A 13,670-nucleotide genomic window follows, 5' to 3' on the forward strand; every position below is an offset into this window, starting at 1 on the left:
ATATTTTCCATTTAAATAATTTATTTAACTGAAAAATAATTGCATTATTCTACTAATGTAAATATAAAAAATAACACACATTAAAGTAATGATATTTAATTATAAGAAAACGAATTAAAATAACTATTTTATTAAAAAAGTAGCTTCATATTATGAAGCTACTTTGTATTTAGTTGAAGCTAATTTATTAACATCAAGCAACGTTATTTTTTAGTCGCCTGCAAATAAAGCATATCAAGAGCAATAGTCGCCCCTGCGAGAGCGGTTATATCTGATTGATCATAAGCTGGAGAAACTTCGACTAAATCCATACCAACAATATTTAACGGTTGTAATGCACGTAAGATCTTCAGTGCTTTATCGGTTGTTAAACCGCCGACAACCGGTGTGCCTGTTCCTGGTGCAAACGCAGGATCAAGACAATCAATATCAAAAGTCAGGTAAACAGGTAAATCGCCAACAATGCCTTTGATCTGATCAACAAGATCAGTCACACCACGATCGTTAACTTGCGCAGCATCCAATACAGTGAAACCATTATCACTGTCATGATCAGTACGAATACCAATTTGAACAGAGTGGTTAGGATCGATTAATCCTTCATTTGGTGCATGGAAGAACATTGTACCGTGGTCAAATTTACTGCCATTGCCATAAGTATCAGTATGCGCATCAAAATGAACTAATGCCATTTTACCAAAGTGTTTTGCATGGGCGCGTAATAAAGGTAATGTGACAAAATGGTCACCACCAAACGTTAAACATTTTTTGCCTGCTGCTAATAACTTCTCTGTATGAGCTTGTAATTTATCGCTCATATCTTGTGCATCACCGAAGTTAAAAACTAAGTCACCACAATCGACAACGTTTAAACGTTCACGCATATCGAAATCCCACGGCCAGCGGTTACCTTCCCACGCTAAATTCGTTGAGATTTGACGAATAGCGCCCGGTCCATGACGAGTACCTGCGCGACCTGATGTTGCCATATCAAAAGGCACACCGGTAATAACCCAATCTGCATCACTGCTGTAAGGCTGAAAATTCAGTGGAAAACGTAAAAAACCAAATGCATTAGAGATCAATGAATTATCAGTCTCATTACCTAACGTACTATTTTTCATGCTATTACCTCTGTTACTTATTTAAAATAAGTAACATACAATCAATATGATAGATAAAGAGTGATGTTTAATAACATCACTCTTGCATTGGAAAGTGAAGAATTACTCTTCTTCTTCCAGATACGTATAACCGTATAAACCACTTTCAAATTCAGTCAGGAATTGCTCTTGTAACGCTTTATCTAACTGTGCATTTTTTACTTGAGTACGGAAACGATCTAACAGCACAGTAGGATTTAGCTTAACGTACTGAAGCATATCGGCAACCGTATCGCCCTCTTCACTTTGCACGTAAGTCAGATTACCTTTCTCATCAAGGTAAACATCAACAGCTGCCGTATCACCAAATAAGTTATGCATATTGCCTAAAATTTCCTGATAAGCCCCGACCATAAAGAAACCAATCATCGGTGGATATTCAGGATCATAAGCTGGCATTGGCATTGTTGTTTCAACGCCATCACCATCAACATAATGGTCAATAATACCATCTGAGTCACAAGTAATATCGAGTAACACTGCGCGACGATCAAGAGGTTTATCTAGCCCTTCAATAGGTAATACAGGGAATAACTGGTCGATACCCCATGCATCAGGTAAAGATTGGAACAGTGAGAAGTTAACATAGAACTTATCTGACATACGTTCTTGTAACTCATCAATAATAGGGCGATGAGCGCGATTACTTGGATCTAAATCGTACTGAATACGACGACAGATATTCAAATACAGCTCTTCTGCCCATGCACGCTCTGTCAGGCTTAACATGCCATGAACATATTGAGTATGCACATCGTGTAAGTCTAATTGGCTATCGTGTAACCATTCACGTAATGAACGGCTATGCCCCTTAGTTTGCATCTCTTCCCATGTTTCCCAAAGGCTTGCTATTGGTCTTGCAGCATCATCTTCAGGTGGTGTAATTGCCGTAAATTCATTACGTTCAACACCAATGACATTAGAAATTAACACGGTATGGTGTGCCGTTAATGCACGACCTGATTCAGTAATAACGGTTGGATGTGGTAAATCATTTTCATCACATGCGTCACCAATCGCCCAAATAACGTTATTCGCGTATTCATTAAGGCCATAGTTAACAGAGCAATCAGATTGTGAGCGTGTACCTTCATAGTCCACACCTAAACCACCACCCACATCGAAATACTGAATATCTACGCCTAATTTATGCAACTCAACATAGAAACGTGCAGATTCACGAACACCGGTTGCGATATCACGGATATTCGCCATTTGTGATCCCAAATGGAAATGCAGTAATTGCAGGCTATCTAAGCGGTCAGCTTGGCGTAACATATCAATTAATTGCAGAACTTGTGTCGCAGCTAAACCAAATTTTGATTTTTCACCACCACTTGCCTGCCATTTGCCTGAGCCTTGAGAAGCAAGGCGAGCGCGAACACCTAAACGTGGAATAACTTCTAAACGTTCAGCTTCTTCAAGAACCATTTTAATCTCAGACATTTTCTCAATGACTAAGAAAACTTTATGCCCAAGTTTTTCACCGGTGAGTGCTAAGCGAATATACTCACGGTCTTTATAACCATTACAAACAATCACAGAACTTGTCATATTGGCATGAGCAAGCACTGCCATTAATTCCGCTTTAGAGCCAGCCTCTAAACCTAAAGGCTCTCCTGCATTCACTAATGACTCAATAACACGACGTTGCTGGTTAACTTTAATCGGATAAACTAAAAAATAGTCACCTTTATAACCATAGGATTCACGCGCACGATGAAACGCAGCATTAATCGAACGTAAACGATGTTGTAATATTTGAGGAAAGCAAAACAGCGCGGGTAAACGCAAGTTCGATTGCTCTTCTTGAACTCGTTTCACTAATTCGGTTAAATCAAAAGTAGCATCAGGAATATCAGGATTAGGACAAACGCTAATATTTCCTCGATTATTCGCTAAATAGTAACCGCCCCCCCAATATGCAATGTTATAGGTCTGCTGCATCTTACGAGCGATGTTATCATTCATGACATTCTCCTTAGGGAGTATGAGTTTATACCTTGCCTGTCACCATAGTAGTCAATTATCTGACAAAAATCTGAAACGACTGATAAATAACAGTTGGAAGTAATGACTCACTATATATTTTTATATGATTATCCAGCTATACGCAGGACATAATAGTAGAAAGTTCTTGAGTTAACCTATAACGAGTTAACACAATCACCTATTGGCAAGTAACAGACAACTTCGCTCTAAAGAGAAAGAGCTAAAAGAGGAAATTACTCTAGATATACTATGTGTATAGTATTGATGAGTACTGTTTTGGTTTTTGAAAAGACTAACCTGTAGACAATGGATCATTACCCATTCACTCCACACATGGCTTAAACCCATAAGCCATTTCCCTAACAGAGAAACAGGATCAGAAATCCTGCGGTTTACACTGTGTTCAGATTTCACAGTAATCGCGAGGTTATACCTTTAGTTAGTTAAAAATGCAAAGCAAAAAGTACAAAAAGCTTTTTTTTCTCTACTCACTATTTTCTCAACGCAAAAATAGTGGGTAACAAAAAATAAGATTAACTGTTTGATTCTGCTTTATCCCTATATTTGATTAAAAAAAACTGGAATTAAAGAGAGAAGAGTCATAAAATGGACGTCTAGATGTTAAAACATCCATCCTTAAACCGTTTGTATTAAGGTAACGAAATATAATGACTACACACCTTTTTACTTCTGAATCAGTCTCAGAAGGTCATCCAGATAAAATTGCAGATCAAATTTCTGATGCTGTTTTGGATGCAATTTTAGAACAAGATCCTAAAGCACGCGTTGCCTGCGAAACTTACGTTAAGACGGGCATGGTTATGGTAGGCGGAGAAATTACCACCAAAGCTTGGGTCGATATCGAAGAAATTACACGTAATACTGTTCGCGAAATCGGCTATACCAGTTCCGAGATGGGCTTTGATGCTAATTCCTGCGCAGTTATCAGTGCGATTGGTAAACAATCTCCTGATATCAACCAAGGTGTTGACCGTTCAAATCCATTAGAACAAGGTGCTGGCGACCAAGGTTTAATGTTTGGTTATGCAACCAACGAAACTGACGTATTAATGCCTGCTCCAATTACTTATGCTCATCGCTTAGTTCAACGCCAAGCACAAGTTCGTAAAAGTGGCACTTTATCTTGGCTACGCCCTGATGCAAAAAGCCAGATTACCTTCCAATATGACAACAATAAAGTTGTTGGTATTGATGCAGTTGTATTATCAACTCAGCATTCTGAAGATATTTCACAAAAAGATCTGCATGAAGCAGTGATGGAAGAGATCATTAAACCTGTTTTGCCAGCAGAATGGTTAAATGAGCAAACTAAATATTTCATCAACCCAACAGGTCGTTTTGTTATCGGTGGACCAATGGGTGACTGTGGTTTAACTGGTCGTAAAATCATTGTCGATACTTACGGCGGTATGGCTCGTCACGGCGGTGGCGCTTTCTCTGGTAAAGATCCATCGAAAGTTGACCGTTCAGCAGCTTATGCTGCACGTTACGTTGCTAAAAACATCGTGGCAGCAGGTTTAGCAGATCGTTGTGAAATCCAAGTTTCTTACGCAATCGGTGTGGCAGAGCCAACATCCATTATGGTAGAAACATTTGGTACTGAAAAAGTCCCAACAGCACAACTGGTCCTGTTAGTGCGTGAATTCTTTGACTTACGTCCTTATGGATTAATTCAAATGTTAGATTTACTGCACCCAATCTACCAAAAAACGGCTGCTTACGGTCACTTTGGTCGTCCCGAATTCCCTTGGGAAGCAACGGATAAAGCTGAAATCTTACGTGAAGCAGCAGGCTTAAAATAAGCCTCTTGCCAATAACGTCACGTTATTGATTTTAATAAAACCACATCTTTATGGATGTGGTTTTTTTTATGACTGCTATTTATAAACCCCATAAAAAAACCCCGCAATCATACGGGGATCTCAATAAGAGAAAACGAGAACATAGATTTATGATGAAATAATTTGTCTCATAAAAAGCGATAAAAAGTTAGTTAGGATAATTAATCCACTCACCTCCATTTAACTTGATATAAGACTGCCCTTGATAATCAACCACAACCGTCGCTTGGTTTTCCGCAACATTGGCTGTTTTAGGAAGTTCATGGGCTAATGCATCCCAATCAATAACGGATTGGTTAAAAACATCCCCATTCACATTACGAGAAATAAACTCAGAGATAGCTAAATAGCTACTTGGTTCATCAACAATTACCGGTGGTTCAAATGATGCTTGGTCTTTTATTCCAGTGAAACGAATACCAACAGGTACAGTAGTAATACTTTGGCTTGGAATATCTCTTAACCCTGACATTTGCGTCTTATCACCTTGTAAAGCGGCACCATGCTCAGGCACAATCACCACCATCACTTTTCTTCCTTTTTTATCTAGCTCATTCATAAAGTTATCTAAATTATCAAGTAATGTAGAGGCACGTTTGCCGTAATCTGCAGTACTATTTTCGCCTACATAACGGTTACCATCATGTAGTGACACCAAGTTGACAAAGGTCACAGTGCGATCTTCATTAGATTGTTCACGCGCTTTCAACCAACGTTGTAATGTTTCTTTATCGTTGTAAATTTTGGTGCCATCAAATGCGGTAATTTGATGAGAAAGATTTTCTTGATCTTGTAAGGCGATATTAAGATTACCGAGTTGTCGGAGTTCTTTGAGGTAATTACCAAACTTCCCGTTATGGTCGAGTACCAATTTCTTAGCAAATCCTAATGATGATAAATTATCCATCAGCAAGCATTGTGTATCTGCGGGATCGTATAAATCAGAATGGTGAGTCTGACCACAACTGGCGCGCAATAGTCTTAACGACGCAGGGCCACTATAAGAAGATACGGTATTAAAGTGGCTAAATAACACATTAAAGTTACCCCAAATAGGGTGTTCTTGTAGCCCTACAGCCGCCGCATCAGCGGTAGAAAGTGAACAAATATTAATAATCAAGATATCAAAAGGTTGGGCATTGGCGGCTAACTGCGCAGGAAATGGTGTCGTACGTTTTTTCTCGTAACCATAAAATTGAGTGAGCCAATCATCCAATACCTTATTATTAACCTTCTGTTTTTGTGGTGGATAAACAGCATTAATTGATGCAGTTTCTACCTCTTTAGTCGGTACAACTTCAGGAGGTACTTGTGGTTCAACTGATGCGGGCAACACCTCAGGCACTTTGGCAACGACAGTGTTTTTTTCTGTATTAATGTTACTTTCTTGCGTAAAAGTATTCGCTGAAACAGAAGGCACCACACCTTGAGAAATATGAGTAAACCCACCAATATTTAGCCACAATACACCAGCAATAATAAAAACAGATACCCTTACCCACTGCTCAATAAAAAGATAACCAACTAACAAAACAAAAGCGACACCTATCATTTTGATATTGATAAAGTTAACAGTTAACTCAACAAGGTAATCGAAGGAAAAATGTTTAAGTTGCCCGCCTTGGGCAAGTACCGTTGAAAAGCTGGGTAACCAAGTATCATGATAAAATAGAATTATCCCTATTGGGATAGCGACCCAATTACGCATTTTATGCCAAATATTTTTTGGTAATGGGAACAATAAAAAGGCAAGAAAAAGTAAATTGCTAAAAGCATCAAAATTTAAATAACCATACCAAAGTAAAAAAAACTTTAGTAAAAAATAGAAATTCCATGCTCCCAACCCATGCCAGTAATGTAAAAAATTGAACTGGGTTGTATTAGATTTGTTCATTTTAATTTCCTACTCTTTAGTATAAATAAATCCAATTCGACAGTTATATGATTACTCATATCTGTCTTTTTATTACTTCTGATATTTAATTAACTACTAAATAAACATATAAGAGAATATTTATTTAAAACCAAGTAAAAACCCTTAAATAAAAAAACGAAAAAAAGTAACTCGCCAGAAAACACTGACCTCTTATATAAAAGAGAAATTATTCTAGAAAACTTATTTAAGATGAGTTTGAAAAATAAAACACTCAACGTTCTATTTATATAATAGCGTCTATTTTTAAAAATGGTGCTTTATTTACATTAAATAATGAAACACAGAGTTATCTTATTTTTATATTTCGAAACAAAAACAAAACAAAGCACACATTAATAACACCGAACAACAATTAATAAACATATTTATCAATAAACAAACAAGAACCTCAATATAAAAACAAAACCAATCAATAAAAGACTACAATATAATGATTTTTCTATAAAAAATGATAACGATCAAGATACGATAATGATCATCGGATTTAAATAATTTAATATATTGTTATAAACAGCTATTTTACATTTCTTTTTTATTGCTTTATTTTGCAGCTGAATTCTTTCCACTTATATTTAATGATAAAAATTAAAAATATAAAAAGCATAAAAGAAAACCAATAGTCATCATTTGTGAAAATAAGATAATAAATATCTATTTTATGTGTTTTTACGTAATTGAAATAATGTATTTTAAAGCCTATTCTAAAATAAGAACCTTAATTAAATAGAACAATTAATAATCAAATACTATTTTTATTAAGATTTTAATTCTGATGGAAATCTATTTTTATTTTATCTGGAGGTTATTAAAATGAAAAATGAAAGTTTTATTAATTCAAATATGAAAATAGAAAAAAATAATCTAAACAAGGACATTGATAAACTAAAAAAATTATTTTCATTAAATAACTATCACTATCAGGATATTAATAAAGAAGAAGTGAATAATATGCTTATTTATCGCTGGCCATTACTTAATGCATTTCATTACATGACTAAATGAGGCTAACTATGCCACTTATTGTATTAAAAGGGCTACGAGGTGGAGTGGGTACAACGTCCACGACCATTGCACTTGCTCGGCAATTTAATCAACAAAATAAAGAAGTGCTTATTATTGATAACTGCACTGAAAATATTTTGTCTTTCTATTTTCCAGCACAGCAAAAAAGTACCACATTAAGTCAGGCATTATTAGCAGAAACACCAATAGAGGAGAGTATTTTTTACTATCGACCACACTATCAAGTGTTACCTTTTGGGTTGGTTAATATGAAGGATAACTTGCTCTTACAGTTATCATTCTCAGCAAAACAACACCTTACCCATTTTTTAACGACATTTATTCAGCTACACCCTGATGTCATTATTTTAATGGATTTACAGCATACACAAGACACTCTTTTCACGCCTTGGATAGAAAAAGCAGATGTTTTTTTCACCGTAACAATGGCAGAAAGCAACTGCCATATTCGGCTTAATCAGCACGCATTTATCGAAAATGAATATGTCCTGATTAACCAATTTCGTGCCACCAGCCAAATTCACCAAGATTTCTATCAATTTTGGCAAACAACACCATTTCCATTATGCCCTGTTGTTCTTCATCGAGATGAAGCCTCACTAGAGTCCTGTGCCTCACGTTTACCTTTATATGATTACCGAGCTAATTGCATGTTAGTAGAAGAAATATCGCAACTTGCTCAATGGTGTTTTTCGTTATTTGAGAGGAAAGAAGGACAGCCATAATGCCATCATCTTACGATGCCACGAATAAAGTCGAAAAGAATATGACACAACATATTCTTATTCGTTACTACAAGTTTTATCGCCATAACGGTGCATCTCGTAGCGCAGCTATTGTTAGCGAGCTATTTATGGGCATTATGTGGTTTTTTTTACGGATGGAATCCCCTTTTTGGCAGAAAATTGCCAGAAAACAACGAGAGCTATATCCCCATATAGATCCCCGTTGCCCTAAAATTTTCGATCCCTTACGCTATTTGTTACAAAGCATTTGGCTAGCTTGCCATTATGTAACGCATTTACTGATCCAAAAACCCACACAATTTATTTTCCATATTCGAAAAACATACAAAAAACTGTTTGTTCATGTCTCTCCTATCGCGATTGAACTCATTGAACATAAGAAAAAAACCACACCTTTGTGGCAATATGCTCTCTACTCCATCGTCGCTATTTTTGCCATTTTCTTTATTTTGCTCAGTATCACTCAACCATTTGATCTTACATTCCAGTTCGTTTTTGTGATTGTTCTTTGGTTAGTTGCCTTAGCTATCCGCGATATTCCTGGGCGTTTCTCTTCAATCGCAATGGTGATGTTGGCGCTGACAATTGCATGTCGATACATATGGTGGCGTTATCATTCAACCCTTTATTGGATTGATAATTTCAGCCTATTTTGTGGTTTACTGCTTTTACTGGCTGAAACTTACGCATGGTGTGTGCTATTCCTTAGTTTTATGCAATGTATTTGGCCACTGCATCGAAAACCTGTTTCCATGCCTGAAGACATTACACAATGGCCAAGCGTTGATATTTTCATTCCCACCTATAACGAAGATCTACAAGTTGTTAAACCCACAATCTATGCCAGCTTAAATTTAGATTGGCCTAAAGATAAGCTCACTATTTATCTGCTTGATGATGGCTCCCGTCCTGAATTTAAAGCATTTGCTCAAGAAGTCGGCATTCGTTATATCGCACGAGAAAAACATGATTTTGCTAAGGCAGGTAATATCAATCATGCCTTAACACTCGCTTCTGGTGAATTTGTCGCCATCTTTGACTGCGACCATATTCCAACACGTTCATTTCTACAATTTACAATGGGATGGTTTTTAAAAGATGAAAAAATGGCTTTGGTACAAACACCTCACCATTTTTTCTCCCCCGATCCTTTTGAACGTAATTTGGGTAACTTTCGTGAAACTCCCAATGAAGGCACACTCTTTTATGGGTTGGTTCAAGATGGTAATGACACTTGGAATGCAGCATTTTTCTGTGGCTCGTGTGCAGTTTTACGTCGTATTGCATTGGATGAGATTGGTGGCATTGCTGTTGAAACTGTTACAGAAGATGCGCATACCTCATTACGCTTACACCGCCATGGCTGGAGATCGGCTTATATCCGCATTCCACAAGCGGCGGGTTTAGCGACAGAAACATTATCCGCACATATAGGTCAACGTATTCGGTGGGCGAGAGGAATGGTGCAAATATTCCGCCTTGATAATCCCTTGTTTGGTAAAGGATTAAGCGTGCCGCAACGTCTTTGTTATTTAAATGCCATGTTGCACTTTTTCTCTGGCATTCCACGAATGATTTTCTTACTCGCACCACTGACGTTTCTTATTTTCCATGCCTATATCATTTATGCACCTGCGATTGCGATCGCGCTCTATGTTGTGCCGTATTTAATCCATATTTCACTCACCAGTGCGAAGTTACAAGGCGCTTACCGCCACTCATTTTGGGGGGAGGTGTATGAAACGATTTTGGCGTGGTACACCACTCGCCCCGTATTAAGTACCCTTTTCTCTCCTCATAAAGGGACTTTCAACGTGACAGGCAAAGGTGGCGTCATGGAAGAAGGTTTTGTCGATTGGCGAATTAACCGCCCTTACTTATTCTTTCTCAATCTAAACTTGCTAGGCATTTTGTTTGCATTTTGGCGCATTGCAACGGGTGATCCTGATGAAGCATGGGCGGTTGTCATGTGCTTATTATGGGTTTGTTATAACCTTATCTTACTGGGTGTAGCAATTGCCGTTTCTGTCGAAACCAAGCAACAACGTCGTTTTCCTCGTGTTCGCGTTAAAGTTCCTGCCATGTTGTTGTTAAATAATGGCGCTCTCTATCGCTGCTATCTTTATGATTTTTCTGATAATAGCTGCGCTATTTTATTGCCTGACAATATCAATCTTTCACTTTCTCCAAATGAAAGCATCACACTATTACTCAGTCAGAATCAGCGTGAGCATGCCTTTAAAGCCAATATTTCACGTATTGATGGACAAATTATTGGCTTACAACTCCTTGAAATGACAACGCAAAAAGCCATCGAATTTACTGCTTGTACTTTTGAGCGAGCCGATACTTGGGCAGATTGGCAAAATGAACTTCCAACCGACAGACCTTTAAGCAGTCTCAAAAATATTATTTTTATCAGCATGCAAGGTTATAACACCTTGTTAAAGCGCGCTCCTTACTTTATTTACGCCACATTTCGCTTACTCGGTCTCTTTTTACTGTGGCTTTCATCGTTACTTCCTCAACACGTTAATGTTTCAAAAATATTTCATCAGTCTTGAAGGAAAAACTCAGTTTTCTGGGAATTTATTATTAAACAATAAGATCATGGGTAACAATAATGAAAAAACGTTTTCTCATATTTGCCTTATTTATGCTCACTTCTTCAGTTCATGGAGATGAAACGCAAGAAGCGCAAATCAATATTTCAGAGCCACCCGTTACAATAACTGAAACGACTTCTGAAGTTATTTCTCAAGCAGAGCCTAGAAATTCACAATTACCTTCTGCCGATGTCACGCCTTCTGCTCGCCAGAAGATATTAAAATTTGCAGAGACAGCGCCTAGTTATGGCGCGATCCATTTAACGGGTGTTAGCCCCGATGGCTATTTAGAATTTGGTGTACGTAGTGATGAATATGTTTCTAAAGCCACTCTTGATTTAGAATTTACACCGTCTCCGTCACTCCTTCCTGTGGAGTCTCATCTTAATGTCTATTTAAATGATGAATTAATGGGCGTTATTACCTTAAAACAGGACGATTTAGGTAAGAAAAATCAAATTACGATCCCCATTGATCCTTTATTTATTCAAGATTTTAACCATATAAAACTCTCTTTTATTGGTCATTATCGTGAAATTTGTGAGAACCAAGCAAATACAACACTCTGGCTTGATGTAAGTAAAAGCAGTCAACTAAATCTGACCTTTCAATCACTGCGTTTAGGTAATGAGTTAGCGCACTTCCCAGAACCCTTTTTTGATAGCCGTGATTTTGGAGAATTAACACTGCCAATGGTTTTCAGCCAGTCGCCTAATTTAGTTCAACAAAAAGCGGCAGCGATCCTCTCTTCTTGGTTTGGTACTCAAGTTGATTGGCGTAAACAAAATTACCCTGTCTATTATGATGCATTGCCAAATCAACACAGCATTGTTTTTGCAACCAATACACAAAAACCTGCCTTTTTAAAACAGCATTCCGATGTGAAAGAGCCAACCATTGAAATGCTGACGCATCCAACCAACCCTTATATTAAATTACTTCTTATTATGGGGCGTGATGATAACGATTTGATCACTGCCGTAAACGGAATAGCCCGTGGACAAGTTATCTTCAGAGGGAATATCGTCACAATTAATGAAGTAGAAAAATTGATCCCGCGTGAACCTTATGATGCGCCAAAATGGGCACAGTTAAATAAACCTATCTACTTTAATACGCTACAAGACTATGAAGGTCAGTTGCAATCTCGCGGATTAAAACCGAATCCTATTACATTAAATATGACGTTACCGCCTGATCTCTTTATGTTTAATAATACGGGATTACAAATGCAATTGCGTTATCGCTATACCGCTCCTGCATTTCAAGATGATTCTCGTATGTCTATCTCAGTAAACGACCATTTCATTAAAGCTTACCCTCTTGAGAAAGATAAAAAAGATAATCTTGTCATCGCTTATTTACCGCTTATTCAAGGCTGGATTGAGCATAAGAATTTATTGAATATTCCCGCAGTAAAACTTGGTGAGCGTAACCAAATTACGTTTGCCTTTGATTATACCAACCCCATTCCCGGAGGCTCCGTAGATCAATGTATTACTTATCAACCTGTACCAAATGCGGTCGCCATTGATGATTTATCTAGTTTTAATTTTACAGGTGATTATCGACACTATATTGCACTGCCGGATTTACGAGTTTACAGTCATGCCGGTTTCCCATTTAGCCGTTATGCGGATCTGTCTGAAACCTTGATTTTTGTTAATCAACAACCGTCTCCAACACAATTATCTACCCTATTAATTTCAATGGGGAATATAGGTGCTCAAACAGGTTATCCGGCACTCAATGTTGCATTAACCAGTTCATTGGATGAAATGCAAAAAAGAGATGCTGATCTACTACTTATCGGAACCATTCCACCTGCATTAAATAATGATAAACAGATGAATGTACTGATTGATAAAGCACGTAGTGAAATCACGCTACCTTCTCGTGAAATCAGTATTTTTAGCCACACAAGTTATCAATCGTCTGATAAACGCCCTGATAGTCGGATCTCTCTGACCTCCAAAGGATCGATGGGCGCGATTATTGGTTTCCAATCTCCCTTCTTTTCACAGCGTAGCGTTGTCGCATTATTAGCTGATAGTACGCAAGGTTACAAACTGTTAAATGAGGCGATTAGTGACAGTGGTAAGCGTGATGCTATGCATGGCTCCGTGGTATTGATCAGAGAGTCTGGCGTAAATAGCTTGCGTGTGGGGGATACTTATTTCGTCGGTTATTTACCTTGGTGGGAAGAAGTTTGGTATGTGTTTGCTTCTCACCCTATATGGCTTGGTTTAGCGGCAATTGTCGGCATTATTCTTGTCTCTCTTCTTATTTGGCGAGCAATGAAAATAAGAAGCCAACGTCGTTTAGCGGCTAAGGACTAAGCT

Annotated in this window: 8 protein-coding genes; 5 read left to right on the plus strand and 3 right to left on the minus strand. The window is 37.7% G+C overall.

Features of this window, described 5'->3' with window-relative positions; genetic code table 11:
• Positions 1-203: 203 nt before the first annotated feature.
• Positions 204-1,124 (minus strand): agmatinase, encoded by a 921-nt coding sequence (gene speB / locus QQS39_RS13945; RefSeq protein ID WP_151435765.1) that lies wholly within the window; start codon positions 1,122-1,124, stop codon positions 204-206.
• Between the two features lie 102 nt (positions 1,125-1,226).
• Positions 1,227-3,134 carry a biosynthetic arginine decarboxylase gene (gene speA / locus QQS39_RS13950; RefSeq protein WP_151435766.1) on the minus strand — a complete coding sequence of 636 codons (1,908 nt, stop codon included), beginning with the start codon at positions 3,132-3,134 and terminating at the stop codon, positions 1,227-1,229.
• 689 nt (positions 3,135-3,823) lie between these two features.
• Here speA and metK point away from each other — a divergent pair.
• Positions 3,824-4,978 (plus strand): methionine adenosyltransferase, encoded by a 1,155-nt coding sequence (metK, locus tag QQS39_RS13955; RefSeq protein WP_151435767.1) that lies wholly within the window; start codon positions 3,824-3,826, stop codon positions 4,976-4,978.
• 187 nt (positions 4,979-5,165) lie between these two features.
• Here metK and bcsG read toward each other — a convergent pair whose 3' ends face one another.
• Positions 5,166-6,911 carry a cellulose biosynthesis protein BcsG gene (gene bcsG, locus QQS39_RS13960; RefSeq protein ID WP_285804739.1) on the minus strand — a complete coding sequence of 582 codons (1,746 nt, stop codon included), beginning with the start codon at positions 6,909-6,911 and terminating at the stop codon, positions 5,166-5,168.
• 852 nt (positions 6,912-7,763) lie between these two features.
• On the opposite strand from bcsG, the gene bcsR reads away from it, so the two are divergent.
• The 4 genes from bcsR to bcsB are packed head-to-tail and all read left to right on the plus strand — an operon-like array spanning position 7,764 to position 13,667.
• Positions 7,764-7,955, plus strand: coding sequence for a cellulose biosynthesis protein BcsR (gene bcsR / locus QQS39_RS13965; protein ID WP_151435769.1), 192 nt, complete (start codon positions 7,764-7,766; stop codon positions 7,953-7,955).
• Positions 7,956-7,963: 8 nt separating this feature from the next.
• On the plus strand, positions 7,964-8,701 hold the full coding sequence (locus QQS39_RS13970) for a cellulose synthase operon protein YhjQ/BcsQ (RefSeq protein WP_285804740.1): 738 nt from the start codon (positions 7,964-7,966) through the stop codon (positions 8,699-8,701).
• Positions 8,701-11,286, plus strand: a complete 2,586-nt coding sequence (gene bcsA / locus QQS39_RS13975) for a UDP-forming cellulose synthase catalytic subunit (protein WP_432711542.1) — start codon at positions 8,701-8,703, stop codon at positions 11,284-11,286. The genes QQS39_RS13970 and bcsA overlap by 1 nt, the downstream gene beginning before the upstream one ends.
• Positions 11,287-11,345: 59 nt before the next feature.
• On the plus strand, positions 11,346-13,667 hold the full coding sequence (gene bcsB / locus QQS39_RS13980; protein WP_151435772.1) for a cellulose biosynthesis cyclic di-GMP-binding regulatory protein BcsB: 2,322 nt from the start codon (positions 11,346-11,348) through the stop codon (positions 13,665-13,667).
• The last annotated feature ends 3 nt before the right edge of the window (positions 13,668-13,670 follow it).

The organism is Proteus appendicitidis (assembly GCF_030271835.1).
GTDB classification, from domain to species: domain Bacteria; phylum Pseudomonadota; class Gammaproteobacteria; order Enterobacterales; family Enterobacteriaceae; genus Proteus; species Proteus appendicitidis.